19 protein-coding genes are annotated in these 20,691 nt (G+C 33.3%); 12 read left to right on the top strand and 7 right to left on the bottom strand.

Features of this window, described 5'->3' with window-relative positions; translation table 11 throughout:
• Positions 1-61 precede the first annotated feature (61 nt).
• Positions 62-1,534, bottom strand: coding sequence for an RNA polymerase factor sigma-54 (gene rpoN / locus EZ428_RS15680; RefSeq protein ID WP_131554133.1), 1,473 nt, complete (start codon positions 1,532-1,534; stop codon positions 62-64).
• A gap of 179 nt (positions 1,535-1,713) precedes the next feature.
• Here rpoN and mscL point away from each other — a divergent pair, with 179 nt between their 5' ends.
• The gene (gene mscL / locus EZ428_RS15675) at positions 1,714-2,100 is read left to right on the top strand and encodes a large-conductance mechanosensitive channel protein MscL (RefSeq protein WP_131554132.1); all 387 of its coding nucleotides are present in this window, start codon (positions 1,714-1,716) and stop codon (positions 2,098-2,100) included.
• A 96-nt stretch (positions 2,101-2,196) separates the two neighbouring features.
• On the opposite strand, the gene EZ428_RS15670 is transcribed toward mscL, so the two are convergent.
• Complete coding sequence (locus EZ428_RS15670) at positions 2,197-3,072, bottom strand: ChaN family lipoprotein (protein WP_131554131.1); 876 nt, start codon at positions 3,070-3,072, stop codon at positions 2,197-2,199.
• A 55-nt stretch (positions 3,073-3,127) separates the two neighbouring features.
• Entirely contained in the window at positions 3,128-5,401 is a 2,274-nt protein-coding gene (locus EZ428_RS15665) for a S9 family peptidase (protein ID WP_131554130.1), read from the bottom strand.
• Positions 5,402-5,645: 244 nt separating this feature from the next.
• Between EZ428_RS15665 and EZ428_RS15660 the strand changes: the two genes are divergently transcribed.
• The 7 genes from EZ428_RS15660 (at position 5,646) to tsaB (ending at position 10,249) form a co-directional block, all read left to right on the top strand.
• The gene (locus tag EZ428_RS15660) at positions 5,646-6,461 is read left to right on the top strand and encodes a LiaF transmembrane domain-containing protein (RefSeq protein ID WP_131554129.1); all 816 of its coding nucleotides are present in this window, start codon (positions 5,646-5,648) and stop codon (positions 6,459-6,461) included.
• Positions 6,462-6,485: 24 nt separating this feature from the next.
• Positions 6,486-7,547, top strand: coding sequence for a sensor histidine kinase (locus EZ428_RS15655; RefSeq protein WP_225871078.1), 1,062 nt, complete (start codon positions 6,486-6,488; stop codon positions 7,545-7,547).
• Entirely contained in the window at positions 7,525-8,259 is a 735-nt protein-coding gene (locus tag EZ428_RS15650) for a LytR/AlgR family response regulator transcription factor (RefSeq protein WP_131554128.1), read from the top strand. Before EZ428_RS15655 ends, EZ428_RS15650 begins: the two co-directional genes overlap by 23 nt.
• Before the next feature lie 392 nt (positions 8,260-8,651).
• Positions 8,652-8,810: a 50S ribosomal protein L34 gene (gene rpmH / locus EZ428_RS15645; RefSeq protein WP_055133745.1), complete on the top strand. Its 159-nt coding sequence runs from the start codon at positions 8,652-8,654 to the stop codon at positions 8,808-8,810.
• An 83-nt stretch (positions 8,811-8,893) separates the two neighbouring features.
• Entirely contained in the window at positions 8,894-9,289 is a 396-nt protein-coding gene (gene rnpA / locus EZ428_RS15640; protein WP_131554127.1) for a ribonuclease P protein component, read from the top strand.
• Positions 9,276-9,506, top strand: coding sequence for a membrane protein insertion efficiency factor YidD (gene yidD / locus EZ428_RS15635; RefSeq protein WP_131554126.1), 231 nt, complete (start codon positions 9,276-9,278; stop codon positions 9,504-9,506). Before rnpA ends, yidD begins: the two co-directional genes overlap by 14 nt.
• Positions 9,507-9,559: 53 nt before the next feature.
• Complete coding sequence (tsaB, locus tag EZ428_RS15630) at positions 9,560-10,249, top strand: tRNA (adenosine(37)-N6)-threonylcarbamoyltransferase complex dimerization subunit type 1 TsaB (protein WP_131554125.1); 690 nt, start codon at positions 9,560-9,562, stop codon at positions 10,247-10,249.
• Here the strand turns inward: tsaB and EZ428_RS15625 are convergent.
• The gene (locus EZ428_RS15625; RefSeq protein WP_131554124.1) at positions 10,246-11,661 is read right to left on the bottom strand and encodes a DUF5723 family protein; all 1,416 of its coding nucleotides are present in this window, start codon (positions 11,659-11,661) and stop codon (positions 10,246-10,248) included. The genes tsaB and EZ428_RS15625 overlap by 4 nt on opposite strands.
• Positions 11,662-11,675: 14 nt before the next feature.
• Positions 11,676-13,247: a hypothetical protein gene (locus EZ428_RS15620; RefSeq protein WP_131554123.1), complete on the bottom strand. Its 1,572-nt coding sequence runs from the start codon at positions 13,245-13,247 to the stop codon at positions 11,676-11,678.
• A gap of 90 nt (positions 13,248-13,337) precedes the next feature.
• On the opposite strand from EZ428_RS15620, the gene EZ428_RS15615 reads away from it, so the two are divergent.
• Positions 13,338-13,721, top strand: coding sequence for a DUF423 domain-containing protein (locus tag EZ428_RS15615; RefSeq protein ID WP_131554122.1), 384 nt, complete (start codon positions 13,338-13,340; stop codon positions 13,719-13,721).
• Complete coding sequence (gene priA, locus EZ428_RS15610) at positions 13,721-16,198, top strand: replication restart helicase PriA (protein ID WP_131554121.1); 2,478 nt, start codon at positions 13,721-13,723, stop codon at positions 16,196-16,198. The genes EZ428_RS15615 and priA overlap by 1 nt, the downstream gene beginning before the upstream one ends.
• Here priA and EZ428_RS15605 read toward each other — a convergent pair.
• On the bottom strand, positions 16,195-16,875 hold the full coding sequence (locus tag EZ428_RS15605) for a hypothetical protein (protein WP_131554120.1): 681 nt from the start codon (positions 16,873-16,875) through the stop codon (positions 16,195-16,197). The genes priA and EZ428_RS15605 overlap by 4 nt on opposite strands.
• Positions 16,876-17,080: 205 nt before the next feature.
• Here EZ428_RS15605 and EZ428_RS15600 point away from each other — a divergent pair, with 205 nt between their 5' ends.
• Positions 17,081-17,737 (top strand): protein-L-isoaspartate(D-aspartate) O-methyltransferase, encoded by a 657-nt coding sequence (locus EZ428_RS15600; RefSeq protein ID WP_131554119.1) that lies wholly within the window; start codon positions 17,081-17,083, stop codon positions 17,735-17,737.
• 63 nt (positions 17,738-17,800) lie between these two features.
• Here EZ428_RS15600 and smpB read toward each other — a convergent pair whose 3' ends face one another.
• On the bottom strand, positions 17,801-18,250 hold the full coding sequence (smpB, locus tag EZ428_RS15595; protein WP_131554118.1) for an SsrA-binding protein: 450 nt from the start codon (positions 18,248-18,250) through the stop codon (positions 17,801-17,803).
• 157 nt (positions 18,251-18,407) lie between these two features.
• On the opposite strand from smpB, the gene EZ428_RS15590 reads away from it, so the two are divergent.
• The gene (locus EZ428_RS15590; RefSeq protein ID WP_131554117.1) at positions 18,408-20,690 is read left to right on the top strand and encodes a TonB-dependent receptor; all 2,283 of its coding nucleotides are present in this window, start codon (positions 18,408-18,410) and stop codon (positions 20,688-20,690) included.
• Position 20,691 lies beyond the last annotated feature (1 nt).

Raw genomic sequence — 20,691 nt, 5'->3', positions numbered from 1 at the left:
CGAGATTATTTTAATACCTGCCAGCACGGCAGTAAAGCGTACAATTATTCGCAAAGCGAAACTAAAGCTCCTTCCTTAATCTTGCAACAGGAATGTTCATTTGCTCACGATATTTAGCAACTGTTCTTCTGGCAATGTTATAACCTCTTTCTTTTAAGATTTCAGTTAATTTTTCATCTGCCAAAGGGCGACGTTTATCTTCGTTTCCAATACAATCTTCCAGTATTTTCTTTACTTCTTTATTAGAAACTTCTTCTCCACTTTCGGTCTGAATAGCCTCTGAAAAGAAAGATTTTAATAAAAATGTGCCAAATTCCGTTTGAACATATTTAGAGTTTGCTACCCTAGATACGGTTGAAATGTCCATTCCTATTTTATCAGCAATGTCTTTTAAAATCATAGGACGCATTTTGCGTTCATCAGCTGTTAAAAAATACTCATACTGATAATGCATGATCGCATTCATTGTTTTAAGTAAAGTTTGCTGCCTTTGTTTAATGGCATCTATAAACCATTTTGCAGAATCTAACTTTTGCTTAACAAACTGAACAGCTTCCTTCATTTTTTTATCTTTTTGGGATGCTTTATCATAATGATCAAACATATCCATGTAAGAGCGACTAACCCTTAATTCAGGAGCATTTTTAGAATTCAGGGTTAATATTAAAATCCCATCATTGTTGCTGATGTGAAAATCTGGTATGATTTGAAGTTGTTTGGTAGTTACCTGATTGGAATCTCCTGGTTTCGGGTTTAGACGAAGAATTTCGGCTACCACATCTTTTAATTCATCGTTATTTAAACCTACAGATTTCTCCAGTTTATCGTAATGCTTACGTGTAAATTCATCTAAATGATGCTCTACAATAGCAATGGCTTTTTTAATGATAGGATTGTTTACATCCTTGCGTTTTAATTGTAATGATAAGCATTCTTGCAAATCACGAGCAGCAATGCCAGGTGGGTCAAAACCTTGAATTACCTTGAGCATTTCTAAAACATCTTCTTCCTCAACCATTACGTTTTGAGAGAAGGCCAAATCGTCAATCATAGAAGTAATAGGACGGCGTAAATAACCATCATCATCTAAACTTCCTATAATTTGTTTGCCCACAATAAAGTCGGTATCTGATAAAGGAACAAGGTCTAATTGTTCTTGTAAGCTTTCGAAAAAAGTGCTTTCGATGGCAATTGGAGTTTCTTTTTTCTCTTCATCATCATCTCCATTGTTGTATGAGGTACTGTAGTCGTTGGTATTGTCGTCTTGTAAGTAATCTTCTACATTGAATTCATCTGTTGAAGAGTCTTCTTTAGCTTCGGGATCAAAATCATCACGCTCATTTAAATCGTCATATTCGCTAACTGGCTCATCGGCAGTCATTAAACTTGGATCTTCTAATGCAGGATTATCCTCTAGTTCTTCCTTAATGCGTGTATCTAAAGCAACCGTAGGCACCTGCAACAATTTAATGAATTGTATTTGTTGAGGTGATAACTTTTGTAGTAATTTTTGCTGTAAATTTTGTCTTAACATATTTGAAGGAAGATGGTATTAATGTTCAAAAATAAACATTTGCTTTACATTTAAGGAATAATAATAATGAAATGAATATAAGTGGCTTATTTTTTGTGCAAAATAACTTGAATTGGTTTTAAAGTTTACTACTTTTAAGCTAACAAAATCAAAAAATTAAACTAAAATTATAAGTATTTATGGGGTTTGTTAAAGAATTTAAAGAGTTTGCCATTAAAGGCAATGTAATTGATTTAGCTGTCGGTGTAATTATTGGTGCTGCTTTTGGAAAAATAGTAAGCTCATTGGTAGAAGATATTATAACGCCTGCCATTCTGGGGCCTGCGCTAAAGGCAGCCGGATTAGAAGATTTAAGTAAGTTGACTATTGCAGGAACTGCTATTAAATATGGGAATTTCCTTTCGCAATTAATCTCATTTATAATCGTTGCGCTAGTTTTATTTGTAATTATTAAAGTTGTAAATAATGCTAAGAAAAAAGAAGAAGTAGCTCCATCTGCTCCACCTGCACCAACAAAAGAAGAAATACTTTTAACTGAGATAAGAGATTTATTGAAAAATAAATAAACTTAATAAATTACAAAAACCTCAAATTCATGAATTGTCATCCTGAGCTTGTCGAAGGATTTTAATGAATTTGAGGTTTTTTCTTGCTTAAGGTATTTAAAAAGTTCTTTTTAAAGTTGGGTCGGTTACAATGATATAATCTCCCAAATTTTCATATTTCTTCCAATCTGGATTATTAAAATCCTCAGCAGAGAAAGATGAAATATTTAATAACTTAAGCTTAGGTGCATACTTTTTCAGCTTTGCTAAAGTGCCTAATTTCTCGTCGCTATGAAAACGGCCGTTAACCTGAAAAATCTTTTTATCCTTATTTGCCTTTGCATATTTCGCAATTGACCATGACATGGTAGCATCCCAGAAATTTTGAGTTTGATAAACTTTCATTCCTCCCATACTATGACCGCCTAAAGTTTCAATGAATTTTTCTAAATATCGTCCTGTAGCAGTATCTATTGGTAAGGGGGCTATAAACTGCTTAGAACTTTCTGGTAATTGATTTAGGACCTCCAATCCACCTCTGGTAACTGCATTACTGTATCTAGCAGCTCCATTACCACCAATTACATCTAGTTTGTTGGTTTTGGCCGTTTCTATCATTGGCTTATAATCTTTGTAATTATTCCACGCTCTGGCTTCTTTAATAAAGTTTTTCTCGCTAATAAGTCCGTTTAAATATTCATTTATAACTGGTTGAATATCGGTATGGAACATTTCCATGGTTAAAGCAGCCTTGCCAGGATAAGCCGCAGCAATTTTTTTAAATAGCATAGCTTCTAAATAATGTCCGATTGAATCATTGTGTTCTTCACCAAAAAACAAAACGTTGGCAGTAGCTAAATCAGTTACTATATCATCAACAGTTATAGTTTTTTGTTTTTTTACATCGTAAATCTTATAGTGCTTACTGAGATCTTGTGCCATTCCAAACAGAGGGATAGAAATGAATAAGACAATAAATAATCTTTTAATCATAGTTATTTAGTTTATAACTACGAATGTATCAAAAATCAATAGCTCTATAAAATATTTAGGGTTTGGGGATGGTTATATTCGTTTTCCAAGCCCATTCTGGTGGATCAACACCCAATAGATGTTTGACAAAGAAATCACGCCTTTTATGCTCACCATAATCGCCACCTAAAGAATGTTTCATTCCAGGCACCATTAAAAAATCAAAATTCTTGTTGGCCTTAACTAATTGATTTATTACTTGCATGGTTGAGGAAGGGTCTACATTGTCATCTAACTCACCTAGAATTAGCAGTAATTTCCCCTGTAATCTATAAGCATTGTCTACGTTAGAAGATTCGCCGTATTCTGGACCAATAGGATAGCCCATCCATTGTTCGTTCCACCATATTTTATCCATTCTATTATCATGGCATCCAGAAGAGGAAACTGCAACTTTATAGAAGTCTGGATGAAATAACAAAGCTCCTAACAAACTTTGACCACCTGCAGAATTACCGAAAATGCCAACCCTGCTTAAATCCATGTAATTATATTTCTTGGCTGCTTCTTTTATCCAGAGTATTCTATCTGGAAAGCCGCCGTCTTTTAAGTTTTTCCAAGCCACATCATGGAACGCTTTAGAACGGTTAGAAGTTCCCATTCCGTCTATCTGCACTACGATAAAACCCAGTTCGGCCAATTCATGTAAGGAGCCTCTTGAGTCGTTTACAAAGCTTTTTGGTACGAAAGAGTCATGTGGTCCAGCATAAATATATTCTATAACAGGATATTTTTTTGATGGGTTAAAATTACTTGGACGGATAATCATTCCCCAAATATCTGTTTTGCCATCCCTACCTTTTGCACTAAAAACTTCTGGTAATTTCCATCCAGTTTTAAGTAAGGGATTAATGTCTGCTTGCTCTAATTCTTTTAATAGCTTTCCAGTTTTGCCATTTCTTAAAATGGTTATTTGTACTTTATCTATTCGAGAATATGTGTCTATAAATGTGCTAAAATCATCACTAAAATACGCTTTATGATTTCCGTCTTCAGTAGTTAATTTTATTAGTCCTGTACCATCAAAATTAATTTTATAGTATTGAATAAAATAAGGGTCTTGACTTTTTTCCATGCCACTACCTTCAAACAGAATAGTTCTTTCTTTTTCGTTAACATTAATTATACTTCGTATTACCCATTCTCCTTTGGTTATTTGATTTTTTAATTTCCCTTCCCCATCGTATAGATATAAATGATTCCATCCGTCTCGTTCAGAAGCCCAAATTATTTCTTTTCCATCATTAATATCATACCTAAATCTTTTTCCACTGTAATGTATAAAGGTTTTGCTTTCCTCTGCAATCAATTCTTTAACAAATCCCGTTGTATTAACTTCTACAACACTATATTTTTGATGCCCTCTTTGATTGTATTCAAAAGTAAATGCTCTGCTGTCTGTTCTCCATTGCAAATTGGTTAAAGCATATTGGGTTGGGATTTTACTTTGGTCAACAGCTATTTGTTTTTTAGTATCTATGATAAATAAAGATGGTTGTGACTGAGCTAGCGCATCGCCAGGTTTTAAATAGTTTCTAGATTGTAGAATGGGCTGGAGTTGGGTAGTAGGAGAGGATTCTATTAAGTAAATTAAATGCGGTTTAGCAGGGCGAACTTTATAAGTGGCTAATTTTTTAGAATCAGGAGACCAAGCTAACTCGGTATTGTAATATTCTCCTTCAGAACCATCAAAACTTAATTGAAATTCTTTAGCTGTTGGTTCTGTGCCTTTAATGTATACATTGTAGTTTTTAATGTAGGCATTCCATTTCCCATCAGGGGATTTTACTTTTCTATCTAAAGCATCTCCCTGTCTATCTCCCCAATATCCTGTTTGCCTTTGGTTGTCTTGTTTTACTATTTCCTTGCACTTAAAGGTAGCCAAGTCATAAGTCCATTGTTTATCGCCATAATTAAAATTCAATTCTGTAGCATTATTGTTCATTGCTACATTCGTAATTGGAAGTTTAAAGGCTTCTAACTTAGAATTAGTAAGAGAAGAAAGTTCTGCAGCAAGTCTTTCTTGGTCAAAAGCTGATGCTTGTATTAAGCTGTGTGGATCCACTAATCGATATTCGGTTCCTTTTGCTGTAAGTATGCTGTAGAAATACTGTCTCTTATCAGCCAGCCATTTGATGTTTGTAGGAGCATGATATATTTTGTTTTGCATTAAGCCATTAAATAGTTCGGCTCGTTGATAATCTTCTACTTTTCCCTGTGATTTACCATCTGAAGGATTGCAAAATAAAAAGAATAAAGTAAGGCAGTATATTAAGATGGGTTTTATCATCGCATTAAGATTTTAGAATAATCAAGATTACGATTAAAATTGAAAAAATATTTTCTATAATTTAACCAATCGTAAACTTAAATTAATCATTTATAACGCTTGGCCAATTGGTTTTAACAAAAAGCAAAAATACTTACCGATTAATTAATGCTTTTTACCGAGAATAAGCTTGTAAATAACAAAGTATGGTTGTCGAATGTAAAAGTTCCCCTTACATTTGGATATACATTTAGAGAATAAGGAAATGGAAAATAATAATATAAACGAAAATAAAAATACAGCGAACAACTCCGGAAAAGTTTGGGCTGGATTAATTATAATTGGAGTTGGTTCACTTTTACTGCTAAATAATTGCGGTTTAAATTTGCCTAGTTGGATATTTCACTGGAGCAACATATTAATCCTAATAGGTTTATTTATAGGATTTAAACATAATTTTAAAAATGGAAATGGTGTGATATTAATCATCATTGGTGCATTTTTTACTTTAAAAGAAGCACTTGATGATACAATTGATTTTGATAAAATTGGATGGCCAGCCTTAATTATTGCATTAGGTTTATTTTTAATCTTTAAACCAAAAAGCGACTTTAAACACAAAGCGAAATGGAAAAATAAAGGTGATAAATGGAAAACAAGATTTGGCGAACATGACCCTTATTTGGCTAACCCAGCAGAAGACCCAAATTTTAATCCAAATGCTGAAAAGAAAACAAGTAGTAATGATTATTTAGATTCTGTAAACGTATTTGGTGGCAGTCATCAAACAATTTACTCTAAGAACTTTAAAGGGGGCGAAGTCACTGCCGTTTTCGGAGGTTGTGATTTGAATTTAACACAGGCAGATTTTGAGGGTGAAATTACAATCGACATCACTGCCGTATTTGGTGGATGCAAAATAATCATCCCTCCAGGTTGGCATGTGAAATCTGAGATAGCTGCAATATTTGGAGGTTTAGACGATAAAAGGAGTATTCAGCCATTAGCTGAAGGACCAAATAAATTATTAATTATAAAAGGCATAGCGATGTTTGGTGGGGTTGATATTAGAAACTATTAATCAGTTCACCTTAAACTTAGAGTTTTGACAACAACACCCTTATCCATAAAACAAATAAAATCTGTCTGTAGTATTATACTGCTCTGTTGGATTGGGATTTGTGCCTTTCTGATTTATTATACCTTAGATTTTTCTTGGCAAATTGCCTTGGCCGATAGCATTCTTAGTAATGGTCTATTGGCCATTGGCTGTATAACCCTAAGTAACATGCTGGGCTATTATCAGCCTAAAAATGAGAAAATGTTATTTCTGTTACTACTGACAATTGTGCTTACGTTGGTGGTTGTTTTCTTGGCAAAATATGGTCTGAGCTATGTTTTTAGTAGAGAAGCTGATTATATTGAGTTTTTGAAATTCTCCCTTCCTTATAGGGCATTAATAGTTTTTTTGTGTTTAAGTTGGTGTGCCTTGGCTAATATATTATGGTACAGGGTAGAAGAACAATCTGCCACGCAAGATAGATTGTTAACTGCCCAAAATTTAGCAAAGGAAGCAGAACTGAATAAGTTAAGGCACCAATTGCAGCCTCACTTTCTATTCAATAGTTTAAACTCTGTATATGCATTAACCATTGTAAATCCGACTGAAGCAGGAACAATGATTACCAAATTAGCTGCATTTTTACGTGGTACTTTAAAGCGTGATGATGAAGTTTGGGTAAACGTAGCCGAAGAAATGGAGTATATTCAATTATATTTAGATATAGAAAAAGTTCGTTTTAGCCATAGGTTAAATATTGATGTACAAATTGAAGAAGACACTTTAGGTTTATGTTTGCCAGGAACTTTATTGCAGCCTATAGTAGAAAATGCAATTAAGTTTGGTTTGTACAACACATCAACAGCTATAACTATTGCAATGAGAGTAAAGCTTGAAAATAAGGCTTTGGTTATTTGTGTTTCTAACCCTTATGACCTAGAAATGAAGGCGAGTAAAGGAACTGGGTTTGGCTTGTCTGCAATTAGAAGAAGATTATATTTGTTATTTGCTGATAGCAATCTTTTACAAACAGAAACGCAAAACGATAATTTATACATTACTACGCTTAAAATACCTCAAAAAGATGATAAGAACGATACTAATTGACGATGAAGCTTTAGCAAGGGATGTGGTTAAGCACTATTTGAAATCGTATCCAGACATAGAAATTGTTGCTGAATGTAGCGATGGTTTCGAAGGATTAAAAGCGATTACCCAGCACAAGCCAGATTTTATTTTCTTAGATATCCAGATGCCGAAAATAAGTGGTTTTGAGATGCTTGAATTGGTAGAAAATCACCCTGCTGTTATTTTTACCACAGCGTTTGATGAATATGCCATTAAAGCATTTGAGGTTAATGCGGTAGATTACTTGTTAAAACCAATAGAGCAAGTGCGTTTTGACCAAGCCATGCAGAAATTGCCTGCTAAACTAGCCAAAGGTGAAACTAGTAATGAGCTATTGGAAAGCGCATCGTTATCCCCAGCACAAAACAGCAGGATTGTGGTGAAAAATGCAGGCGTAATTAAAATAATTCCTGTTACTGAACTTAATTACATTGAGGCAGATGATGATTATGTGAAATTAAATACAACAGAAGGTAATTTCCATAAAAATAAAACGATGAGTTTCTTTGAACAAACATTAGATCCAAATCAGTTTATTAGAATTCATCGTTCTTACATCATTAATTTGGCAGAGGTAACCAAAATAGAATTGAAGGAAAAAGAAAGTTATATTGTGCTCTTAAAATCGGGAATTTGGTTGCCAGTTAGTAAAACTGGATACGTGAAACTGAAAGCCGCATTGGGTTTGTAGATTTTTTCGAAAAGCAAATTACTGCAGCCATTAAAGCTTGTCCTGCTTTAACCTTTTCGCTTTCAGCTCAAGAGCTATCGTTACCAATCTGGTTTAGGAAACTCAGTTCTGTGCACAAAACTTGCACTTAAATCTAACCATAGCGAGAAAGCCGCAAGTTTGAGGTGCGAAAACAAGAAGTTGAAGTGGGGGCGGAACTACAGATTCAAAAGAATTACTATCTTTGATTTACATTAAAAGGACTTTAAGTAGTTTTACAACCATTAATCTTCTAAGTCTAACAACTTTGGAAATAAATAAAAAATAAAACTAAATGCCTCTTGCATTTTTAGAAAAATCGCATTATATTTGCACCTCTTATTTAAAAACTCTAGTTAAGATATTATACAGTTATGAAAAGAACATTCCAACCTTCGCAAAGAAAGAGAAGAAACAAGCATGGCTTCCGCGAAAGAATGGCTACAGCAAACGGTAGAAGAGTATTAGCATCTCGCCGTGCAAAAGGAAGAAAAAGATTATCAGTTTCTGACGAGCGTCGTCATAAAGCATAATTTTTGATTGTCCCAAAGGGATGCCTTTGGCACCTGGTGCAGTAATTAGTCTGCAAAACCTTGTGTAGGTAACAATCAAAAAGATGAACAAATTTAACAAAGAAGAACGGTTATGTAGCAAAAAGTCATTAGACTTGCTATTTAAAAACGGTTCTTCTTTTTTATTATATCCATTTCGGCTAACTTTTCTTTTTAGTGAAGAGCCACATCAATATCCTGCTCAAGTGGTTATTAATGTGGCTAAAAAGCGTTTTAAACACGCGGTAGACCGTAACTTAATAAAAAGAAGAACTCGTGAAGCGTATCGCCAGCAAAAAGAAGCCTTGTTGTATAGTGCTTTAGCCAATCGCAAGGATTTATTATTACTGTCTCTACAGTTTATTGGAAAAGAGCATTACGATTATGCGTTCTTTGAAAAAAAACTAGCTAATGCCCTAAAAAAGTTAACCAGTCAATTTACAGCTGATGAAAATAATTAAGTTATTGTTTTCTTGGTTATTTCTAGGCATCATTAAGCTGTATCAGTTGCTTTTATCGCCATTGTTAGGTGCAAGTTGTAGATTTACACCTACTTGCTCACAATACGGTGTAGAGGCCATTAAGAAACACGGACCGTTTTATGGTGGTTGGCTTACCTTAAAACGCATTGCAAGTTGCCATCCTTGGGGTAAACACGGACATGATCCAGTTCCCTAGCTAAAAATAACTTCCATCTTACATTTTCCATTTTACCTTCTTATATTTGAGCAATGGCAACCATCTTACAAATTGAAACCGCTACCCAAGTTTGTTCTGTTGCAATTTCTGTTAACGGAGAAACAATTGCATTAAGGGAAGAAACGGCTCAAAACATTCATGCTTCTAGCTTAACGCTATTTATTGAAGAGGTCATGAGGACTGCTAATCTTAAATATGCAGATTTAGAAGCGGTTGCGGTAAGTAAGGGTCCTGGTTCTTATACTGGCTTACGTATTGGTGTTTCCACAGCTAAAGGTTTGTGTTTTGCTTTAGATAAACCTTTAATTGCTATTAATACTTTGCAGATGATGGCAAATGGGTTTTTAATTCAACATCCTAACTATGGCGGTTTAATTTGCCCTATGATAGATGCTAGGCGAATGGAAGTTTTTACAGCAGTGTATGATAATCATCTTCATCAGGTAGAGACAGTTAATGCAAAAATTGTAGATGAAAAGAGTTTTGTTTTAGAGCTTGATAGTAATTATTTAACATTTATTGGTGATGGCGCAGCCAAATGTGCGCCTGTTTTAATACATCAAAATGCACATTTTTCAAATGTTAATTTTAATTCTGCTGCCCATATGAGCAACCTTGCAAATGCAGCTTTCGTGAATGAAAGCTTTGAAGATGTTGCTTATTTCGAGCCATTTTACTTAAAAGATTTCGTTTTTACCACCCCCAAAAACAAGGTGCTTTAAAACTGCTTTGGCTTTACAAAGAAATCATAAATACTTCTAAAAAATCCTTTATAAACTCTTGCGCCATTTACGCCAGGCATTGTACTCAAGTTCATAGGATGATTTACAGTTTGCCCAAATTTTATGCCTAAGCCCATATAAATAGAACCACCAATATATCCTTTTCCAACTAATGCATCACTTTGATTTATTCCCCTACCTAAAGAAATAGACTTACCTAAATTATCTGTTCCCAGAAAAAATTCAAAGTTTGGCGTCTGGTACATGCCCTGAATACCCACCATAATGAATTTGTTGAAATTATATACCGGTGTTAAACTTGCTGATAAATTACCTGTTTTAAATGTGTTTACAAATGCAATATCTCCTCCCTGGTGAAACAAATTTTTAGAAATGACGACGCTGGGTTTATAAAAATTAAATGTTCTCGAAATTAAAAAATCTGCTTTTGCATTAGTTGGGGTAAGAAACCTTTTCTGTTCATCTGCATCTTGTGCAATTTCCAATACCTCTTCAGTTACATCAGCATTAGCTACATCAGTTATGCTTTTTATAGTATTAAATTTAGCGACGTGAGATTTTTTGTTCCACCTTATAAAACCTAAATCCTTAATGTTTCCCATTAAAAAATATCCACTTCTTGATGAATAGGTTGTGCCTAAACTTACAGATAGGCCTGGGTTTTTAAAGGTAGGAATGAGCATTTTCTTTTCAATCTCATCTTCATAAAGGAAAGTGCCTTTATATGTTCCATTTACACCTATATCTAATCTGTTATTAAGTTGGTCTAGGTAGAAATATGAATTGTTAATGTCGATTTTATTATAAGCTATGCCGCTTAATAGGCTTAATTTTAGGCCAAATGCTAGTCTTTTATCCCAATTTTCTCTAATGCCTACACTAAATTGATGGTAAGATTGCTGATAACCGCTAGAGTTAAAGACGTCTTCGTAAGGGCCTGCATCAAATTTTTTGTAAGAATCTAAAATAGCGAGTGTTTCATTGGTGTAATCTGCATAGGCATCTGTTCTTACTTGCCATGCAAAACCAATTTCCTGATTAAACTTATAGGAGCTAAAAATTCTGAAAGTAGCTAGGTAAACATTAGAGTTTTGGAAGAGCTTATTTCTTATTCCAGCACCTAAAGGTATGGTTCCAGTGTCATAAATCCCTGTATTGGCCAATTTCCTAATTACATCATCAGCACTACCTTTATGAGCTGCATTTACAGCAAAATTTGGGAAAAAGAAATTAGAGGCAAATTTACCGGAACTATCTAAAGTGAAAGACCTTGCAGCTGGGTTTTCAAAGGCATCGAACATTGTTCGTGTATTAAATAATGCATATTGTTGCGCTTTTAAGTTGCTGATTACAAGTAATAAGACACATGCTAAAAAGTATTTTTTTCTCATAATCACCTAAATTACTAATTTGTGTTTAAAGTATCTGGCTCAATAACTTTCTCTGCTTTTTTGTAAAGCAAAACATTACTTAAAAATCTTCCACTACCTCCCGAGAGCTGATAAGAAAACGCATCATAATACTTAAATCCATCCTTAGACTGGTACTGTTTGTAGTATGGTCTCTTTAGATTTCTTCCGAAAATATCATTTGAGTTCTTATTATTTACATAAAATGATATGGTTGCAGATGTAGAAAGTTGATCTGTTAAGCCTCTGTAATCTTCATTATTGATTAACAAGTCTCCATTACTATAGCTATTTAAGAATGAGTTAATGCTGCTTGCATTGTTTGCCATTACTAAATAATTATCAATTATGGTATAAAATGGTCTTTCGAACTTTTTAAATGGATCGCCAAAAAATATATAAGGTATATTTGCTTCTTTAAAAATCCTAATATCTGTTGCATACTCCGCGCTTAGGTCTAATAAAAGTTGATTTAATTTTTCTCCATCATTTAAGGCTACAGCCCCAAATTTCTCTCCAGTATTCAGCTGAAAACTAACAAACTGACGATTACAATATTTAATGAAAATTTGTTCTATATCAAGTCTATAAGTTTGATTGATGTTTGCAATGTTTTTATTAAGCTTTTCAGTTTCACTTCTTCCTGTTTGTAATTCCATTAATTGTTTTCGCCAACTGGTATAATCATTTATAGCGTAAATAGCATAGTTGGCCGTTTTTGTGGGAAGGATTACATTGATATTTATTTTTTGCTCAGGTATCTTAGAAAATAGCTTGAAGTAATTATTGTCATTTACATCAGTATTCCCATTAAATAATAACTTCTCCTTACTAAAATTATAACTTAATGCAACATAAGTATTTTGCTGACTAAAAATATGGAGTTCTCCAGTTAAACTGCTATTTAGTAGGTTTTTGAGTAATAATGGTGTGTTATTAAAGTTAATATACAGATTTGCTAAAGTATTTTTATTAAATCTAGAATTTGCTTTCACGTAATCAACAAAACCCTTTTCAATTTTTTGATTTGTAAAATTATTTTCAATGGTTGATGCCGAATTAGAAATTAAAATCAATTTATCTTTAATGCCTACAAAACAATTGGTGCTATCCGTAAAGCTTAACTTATAAATATCCTTTACCTTTTCTATCTTTATTTTACTGGATTTTAGGTTATCTAATACTTTTATTGGATCGGAATTGGCCTTGAGTTGCGTGCTAATTAAGAAATCAACTGTGTTTTCTAATCCAGGTAATATACCGATGTAGATTTTTTGTCCATCTAGTTGATTAAAAATTTCATGGTTCTCGATGAGGTTTTCTCTTAAAGATTTTAACTCTTTAGATTTTTTCTCTCCTAAAATATTTTGAAGTAAATCCTGCCCACGTAATATTTCATAAAAGCTCTTATCGTTATCAAAACTGAAGACAAGGCTAGCCTCTTTTGCAACAGCATTTAAAGATATATTATTTGCATTTGCTTCTGTATTTAGGTTAGAAAAATACAAATAGGCCATAGCAATTACCCCCAAAAATAAAACTCCTAATGTTATGTATATCTTTCTCATGACCGTAACTACAAATTTAATTTAATTTTGGTATTACAGAGATTATAAGGGCATTTTCTTAATTTAGCATTTATATTAAGCCGATTACTCATGAACAAACGTATAATCCTTACTGCTGCTTTTTTGGGTGGACTAGCAGTTATGTTAGGTGCATTTGGTGCGCATAGCCTTAAGGCGTTAATTAGTGTAACGTCTTTAGAAATTTGGCAAAAAGGAGTCGAATATCAGTTTTATCACGTTTTTGCACTTTTATACCTTTCTACCTTTGCTCGTTATAAAAACAAATTAATCGGCCTTTCCTATATTTTCTTTACACTAGGGATTATCTTGTTCTCTGGTTCTCTTTATCTTTTAGCATTAAAAGATATTTATCATTTTTCTGCTCAATTCATTGGTCCAATTACTCCAATTGGAGGTTTGTGTTTTATATTGGGTTGGGTTTGTCTATTCCTTGCCGCACTAAAAGATAAATAATGCAATTTGCAACTTCATTGGATTTTTCTGAAAGGGAAACACTTTTTGTAGAAGTGATATTGCCTTTGTCATTAGCTATAAATTATACTTATCGTGTACCGTTTGAGCTCAATGATAAAGTTGCAGTGGGCAAACGTGTAGTTGTTCAATTTGGAAAACATAAAATATATACAGCCTTAGTTAAAAGTATTGGTCAGCAACCGCCAGAATTTTATCAAGCAAAGTACATAATCGATGTTGTGGATGAAATCCCCGTTATTACAGCAAAACAATTTGAGTTTTGGGACTGGATTACGGCTTATTATCTATGCAATGAAGGCGATGTAATGGCAGCAGCATTACCAACTGGGCTAAAACTGGCTAGTGAAACGATTTTAGTGTTGCGAGATGAATTGCCTTTGGAATTAAACTTGACAGAAAAGGAAAGCTTAATAATTGATGTATTGCATAAACAGCAACGCATTAGTATTGATGATGTGGTTGAATTATTAGGACAGAAAACTGTTTATCCAATTATCAACTCTTTAATTAGTAAGGAAGTAATTTATATAGCTGAAGAAGTTATTGAAAAATACAGGCCACTGTTAAAATCATTCATTTCTTTAAACCCTTTTTACAAGGATGAAGAAAACCTAAAACAATTGTTCTCACTTTTAGAAAAAGCACCAAAACAATTAGATGCATTATTGGCCTATTTAAAACTTTCTAAAAGTGAAACTACCATTCCAAAACAAAAATTGTTAGAAGAATCTGGTAGCGGACAAGCTGCATTAAAATCTTTAATAGATAAAGATATTTTTAATGTTGAGAAAAGGCAGGTAAGTAGATTAAACGATGCTCATGATGAATTTGAAGTCAATTTTGAGCTAAGTGCTGCTCAACAAAAGGCATTTTTGGATATTGAAGCTCAATTTGCAAATAAAGATGTGGTGTTACTACATGGAATTACAGCTTCTGGGAAAACCCAATTATACATTAAGCTAATTGAAACTGCTATTGCACAAGGTGGACAAGTACTTTTTCTATTGCCAGAAATTGCGCTTACCACGCAGATAGTAGAACGAATTAAAAAATACTTTGGTGATAAGATCGGTGTTTATCATTCTAAATTTAACGATAATGAAAGGGTAGAGATCTGGAACAAAGTGTTAAATGGTTCTTATCAAGTTGTGTTAGGTGCGCGTTCAGCCGTCTTTTTACCATTTAAAGATTTAAAGTTAATTGTGGTTGATGAAGAACATGAGTCTTCATATAAACAACACGAGCCAGCACCAAGGTATCAAGCCAGAGATGCAGCTGTTTTTCTGGGTCATTTACATCAAGCTAAAGTAATACTAGGTTCGGCAACACCATCAATAGAGAGTTTTTATAATGCAGAAACAGAAAAGTATGGTTTAGTTATTTTAAATGAGCGATTTGGAGGTGTTCAGCTACCGTTACAACAAGTGGTTAGCATTGCTGAAGAAACCAAACGTAAAAAAATGACTTCTTATTTTACTAGTGTGTTAATAGATGACATGGCAATTGCTTTGGAGAATAAGGAGCAAATCATTTTATTTCAAAATAGAAGAGGGTATGCAACTATATTAATTTGTGCTACCTGTGGTTATGCGCCAAAATGCGTTAATTGCGATGTAAGTTTAACCTATCATAAAACAAGTGGTAAATTACATTGTCACTATTGTGGTTATCATCAAAGTAGCATTAATATTTGCCCTGCCTGTGGTTCAGTGCACATTGAGCAAAAAGGTTTTGGAACTGAAAGAATAGAAGAGGAACTAAGTCTTATTTTTCCAGATGTGAAAATTGCTCGTTTAGACTTAGATAGCACCAGAACTAAAAATGGAATGCAACAAATCATCTCCGATTTTCAGGACAAAAAAACTCAAATTTTAATAGGGACACAAATGGTGGCCAAAGGATTAGATTTTGATAATGTTAGTTTAATTGGTGTAATTAATGCAGATACCTTGCTTAATTACCCAGATTTTAGGGCGTTTGAGAGAAGTTATCAATTATTGGCGCAAGTAGCAGGTAGAGCAGGTAGAAGAGATAAGCAAGGTAAAGTTTGTATACAAGCTTATGATGATTCTCATCGTATCATTAAACAAGTAATAGAAAATAATTATACAGAGATGTATAACGATGAGATGATAGAACGTAAACAGTTCAATTATCCTCCTTTTACTCGTTTGATATTCATTAATGTAAAACACAAGGACTCTAATGTCTTAAATATTGCAGCCCAAAGTCTAGCTAATGCTCTAAAAATACAATTAGGGAATAGAATTTTAGGGCCAGAACAACCTTTAGTAGCTAGAATTAGAAATTACTATATCAAGCAAATTATTATTAAGGTCGAAAAAAATGCACCAATTCAAAAAGTTAAAACTGTTTTAAAAGAAACCATCAAAGATTTTAACGCGCAAAAAGACTTCAAGAGTGTAATTACTCAGATTGACGTAGATCCTTATTAATTTCTTCCAACAAGATGTACTTGAATTCCTATTGAAATTGGGTTTAATAAAAATTCCCATTTGTTATATTTTACAAATGATCGTGTGTTCGCTGCGTCTTGCTGAATCGTTTCTTGACGTTCGTAAGAATAATAAAAATCTAAACTTGTTTCAGCAAAAATGGAGATTTGACTAATTGGATTAATTTTAAGTCCTAAGATTGGTGCGAAAATAAAACCATTTTTATCAGAGTCAACATTGTACGGAGCGCTAGTGCTTTTTGGGTTGGCAGTTTTAATCTCCCCAGTAAAATGGTTGGCCCTAAAACCCATGTCGCCACCAAAATAAGGCTGTATCTTAGCATAACTTATACTTTTTTCAAATCCAACTTTAAAACCGAAATCCGTCATTTTCCCTGTTGCAATTTCACAATTTTCGCACTGATTACGAAAGCTTAGGTCTTTTCTAAAGTAATTGCCATTTAAGCGAAGGCTAATTTGATTGTCATTGAATTTAACAAGAAAGCCATTAAGATAGGTATCAGTATAATCTTGTGAATTGGTTTGGTTTAAAATTTTTGGCATTTGCATTAAAGAATATCCCCTTATGCCAATGCTATAATTATAATTTCCTTCAACCTGAGAAAACCCATTGTAATATAAGAATACACAAACTATGATAAGTAATATTTTTTTCATAAGCCAAAAAAGTAAATTCGAATCTAAAAGTAGAAATTATTTAGCATTTAAAAGCAATCCATTCTTTATAGTTTATAAGAATTGCCAATAAACAAGAAACTAGAAGAAATTTTAACGTTGATTTTATGCTTGTTAGACTTTTATAGATGCATTTGTGGATAAAAATTTATTCTCATTAAGTTTAAACAGCTATTTTTGAAATGAAATGGCATACAAATTCGTTGACAATTACAGAGAACAGGGAGGAAGAAAAAAATTAGTTGCATTACTTAAAGATAGGGGCATTACAGATGAAAAGGTCTTAAAGGCAATTGGCAAAGTTCCGCGACATTTCTTTTTTGATGAAACTTTTTGGAACCAGGCTTATAAAGACATTGCCTTTCCTATTGGCGATGGACAAACGATTTCTCAGCCCTACACAGTTGCTTATCAAACCGAATTACTTCATATCCAAAAAGGAGATAAAGTATTAGAAATTGGAACTGGTTCTGGTTATCAAACCTGTATTTTAATGGAAGTTGGTGCAAAGGTGTATACTATCGAACGCCAACCAAATATTTACAACCATACTTTAAAAGTATTACCTGGAATGGGTTATAAGGCTAATTTTTTTTTAGGTGATGGCTCAAAAGGCATAGAAGAATATGCTCCATACGATAAAATCATTGTAACGGCAGGCGCACCATTTGTTCCAGAAATTTTATTAAAACAGCTTAAAATTGGTGGTATTTTAGTTATTCCAGTAGGAGATGAGAAGACTCAGAAAATGATAACTGTTATCCGGGTAAATGAAAATGACTTTGATAGAATTGAATTAGATACCTTTAGGTTTGTTCCTCTGGTGGGCGATCAAGCTTGGTAACCCCTAAATCCCCTAAAGGGGACTTTTTAATTTTCTTATCCCCCCCTTTAGGGGGTTGGGGGTTTAAACCTTCATCGCTCTATCCATCTCACGTTTGCTCTCTCTATCTTTAATGCTATCGCGTTTGTCAAATTCTTTTTTACCTTGAGCAATCGCAATTTCCATTTTAGCAAAGCCTCTCTCATTGGTGAAAATTCTTAATGGCACTATCGTGAAGCCTTTCTCTTCACCTTTGATCTTCAGTTTCTTTAATTCTTTCTTATGTAAAAGTAAAACTCGATCCCTTTTAATGTCATGGTGATGAAAAGAACTGTGACTATATTCTGAAACATGAAGGTTTCTTACATATAACACATCGCCAATAAACATACAAAAGGCGTCTGTCATATTCGCTTTACCTTGTCTAATTGCCTTAATTTCTGTACCTAAAAGTGCAATACCAGCAACATAACTATCTAGGATGTGGTAATCAAAATATGCTCTCTTATTTTTTATTTGGATGTCGTTCTTCATATCGTAAAAACAAATATCGTTATTTCTTTAGAAATAAACATTGCCAATATGAATAGGACTTAGATTTTAACTCATTTCTGAAATATATTTAAATAATTGTCTAAATTGTTTTTTAGATTAATCTAAATTTATATTTTTGTAAGACTAATTTATTAAAATGCAAAAGATACTTACACTATTAATAGTTTTATTTATATTTCAAAATGTTAATGCTCAACAATATAAGTTGGCAGGTGTTGTGTCTTCGGATGCGACTGCAAGTAGGATTTCTGTGTCAATAACAGATCTAAAAGCTACAGTTTTTACCGATAGTTTAGGGAATTTTAAATACGCTAACCTCAAACCGGCTATTTATAATCTGAAAATTAGTGCAATTGGTTTTAAAACCATTATTCTTAAAATTGATTTAAAATCAGATACTTCACTATCAAAAATACAGCTTGAATCATTAGATGAGAAGTTAAATGAGGTTGTTATTACTGGCACTCAAAAAGAAGTAAATAGATTAGAAAGCCCTGTCCCTGTAGAAATTTACACAGCAAAGTTTTTCAAGAAAAACCCAACACCAAGTATTTTTGATGCTTTACAAAATGTAAATGGTGTACGTCCACAACTCAATTGCAATATCTGTAATACAGGAGATATCCATATTAATGGCTTAGAAGGACCATACACTATGGTTTTAATTGATGGAATGCCAATTGTGAGCAGTCTTTCTACTGTTTACGGTTTGTCTGGAATACCAAATGCCTTAGTAGAAAGAATTGAGGTGGTAAAAGGTCCTGCTTCATCATTATATGGAAGTGAAGCTGTTGGAGGTTTAATTAATATCATAACCAAAAAGGTGCAAAATGCCTCATTATTTTCTGCTGATTTTATGGCAACTGACTATAAAGAATACAATATGGATATTGGTTTTAAAGTAAATCTAAGTCGCAAGACATCTTTTTTAACGGGTATAAACTATTTTAAATACGGCAACAAAGTAGATCATAATCATGATGGATTTACTGATGTAACTTTGCAAGATAGAGTTTCAGTTTTCCAAAAATGGAATATAACCAGAAAAGAAAATAGACTTTTTTCTATTGCTGGAAGATATTTGTACGAAGATAGGTGGGGTGGAGAAATGAATTGGAATAAATCTTTTAGAGGTGGCGACAAAGTTTATGGTGAGAGTATTTACACCAAAAGAGTAGAACTAATTGGAAATTATCAACTCCCAATTAGAGAGAGGATGTTCTTGGCATTTTCGTTAACCAACCATGATCAAGATAGTAGGTATGGTACTACATCTTATATCGCTAAACAACAAATTGCTTTCTCACAATTTACTTGGGATAAAAAAATAGGAAACAATGATTTACTTTTTGGAGCGGCTTTTAGGTATACTTTTTATGATGACAATACCCCAGCAACAGCATCTAATGATATTTCAAATCAAATAAACATGCCAGAGAAAACATTTTTGCCGGGTTTATTTGTACAGGATGAAGTTAAATTAAATAAAGAACATTCTGTTTTAGCAGGGCTGAGATATGATTACAACTCCATTCATGGCAATATATTTACACCAAGATTTGCCTATAAATGGAGCATAAATGATAAAAATATAATTAGGTTAAATGCTGGGACTGGTTTTAGGGTAGTTAATATTTTTACTGAAGATCACGCGGCACTAACAGGAGCAAGGGATATTGTAATTAATGATAAATTAAGACCTGAACGTACCTATAACCTCAATTTAAACTTTCTGAAAAAGGTATATCTAAAAAGTGGCTCGTTTTTAGGAATAGATTTATCTGCATTTTACACTTACTTTAATAATAGAATTATTGGCGACTATGATTCTAATCCAAATCAAATTATTTATGATAATCTTAATGGTTATGCAGTGAGTAGAGGCTTAACAGCAAACCTGGATATGGCTTTTAGTTCAGGTCTGAAATTAACTGTAGGTACAACTTACCAGGATGTTAGCGTTATTGAGAACGGCATAAAACAGCAGCAAATTTTAACAGAAAAATTTTCTGGAACCTGGGCAGTATCCTATAAAATAAACAAACTCCATCTTGGGATAGATTATACTGGAAATGTTTACAGTCCAATGCGTTTACCCTTGTTAAGCGATTTAGATCCTCGTAGGCAATTTTCTCCAACATGGACAATACAGAATATTCAATTGGTTTATGATGGGGTTAAGGATATGGAGATTTATGGAGGTGTAAAAAACTTGCTGAATTTTACGCCAAATAAGGGAACGCCATTTATAATTGCTCGCTCTAATGACCCTTTCGATAAGAATGTACAGTTTGGCCAGAACGGACAAGTTTTGGTTACACCTGAGAATCCTTATGGTTTAACATTTGACCCTAGTTATGTATATGCTCCTAACCAAGGCATAAGAGGTTTCTTAGGGGTAAGACTTAATATAAAATAAC

It is taken from the genome of Pedobacter frigiditerrae (assembly GCF_004331645.1).
In the GTDB taxonomy this organism is placed as follows: Bacteria; Bacteroidota; Bacteroidia; order Sphingobacteriales; family Sphingobacteriaceae; genus Pedobacter; species Pedobacter frigiditerrae.
Note: the sequence above shows the minus strand (reverse complement) of the source record. Positions and strands in the feature narration are given on the sequence as shown.

Coding starts and splice junctions, on each gene's coding strand:
- rpmH (WP_055133745.1), top strand. CDS start 8,652: ATGAAAAGAACATTCCAACCTTCGCAAAGAAAGAGAAGAAACAAGCAT.
- EZ428_RS15590 (WP_131554117.1), top strand. CDS start 18,408: ATGCAAAAGATACTTACACTATTAATAGTTTTATTTATATTTCAAAAT.
- rnpA (WP_131554127.1), top strand. CDS start 8,894: ATGAACAAATTTAACAAAGAAGAACGGTTATGTAGCAAAAAGTCATTA.
- smpB (WP_131554118.1), bottom strand. CDS start 18,250: ATGAAGAACGACATCCAAATAAAAAATAAGAGAGCATATTTTGATTAC.
- EZ428_RS15605 (WP_131554120.1), bottom strand. CDS start 16,875: ATGAAAAAAATATTACTTATCATAGTTTGTGTATTCTTATATTACAAT.
- EZ428_RS15665 (WP_131554130.1), bottom strand. CDS start 5,401: ATGATAAAACCCATCTTAATATACTGCCTTACTTTATTCTTTTTATTT.
- yidD (WP_131554126.1), top strand. CDS start 9,276: ATGAAAATAATTAAGTTATTGTTTTCTTGGTTATTTCTAGGCATCATT.
- EZ428_RS15650 (WP_131554128.1), top strand. CDS start 7,525: ATGATAAGAACGATACTAATTGACGATGAAGCTTTAGCAAGGGATGTG.
- priA (WP_131554121.1), top strand. CDS start 13,721: ATGCAATTTGCAACTTCATTGGATTTTTCTGAAAGGGAAACACTTTTT.
- EZ428_RS15620 (WP_131554123.1), bottom strand. CDS start 13,247: ATGAGAAAGATATACATAACATTAGGAGTTTTATTTTTGGGGGTAATT.
- mscL (WP_131554132.1), top strand. CDS start 1,714: ATGGGGTTTGTTAAAGAATTTAAAGAGTTTGCCATTAAAGGCAATGTA.
- EZ428_RS15625 (WP_131554124.1), bottom strand. CDS start 11,661: ATGAGAAAAAAATACTTTTTAGCATGTGTCTTATTACTTGTAATCAGC.
- rpoN (WP_131554133.1), bottom strand. CDS start 1,534: ATGTTAAGACAAAATTTACAGCAAAAATTACTACAAAAGTTATCACCT.
- EZ428_RS15660 (WP_131554129.1), top strand. CDS start 5,646: ATGGAAAATAATAATATAAACGAAAATAAAAATACAGCGAACAACTCC.
- EZ428_RS15615 (WP_131554122.1), top strand. CDS start 13,338: ATGAACAAACGTATAATCCTTACTGCTGCTTTTTTGGGTGGACTAGCA.
- tsaB (WP_131554125.1), top strand. CDS start 9,560: ATGGCAACCATCTTACAAATTGAAACCGCTACCCAAGTTTGTTCTGTT.
- EZ428_RS15670 (WP_131554131.1), bottom strand. CDS start 3,072: ATGATTAAAAGATTATTTATTGTCTTATTCATTTCTATCCCTCTGTTT.
- EZ428_RS15600 (WP_131554119.1), top strand. CDS start 17,081: ATGGCATACAAATTCGTTGACAATTACAGAGAACAGGGAGGAAGAAAA.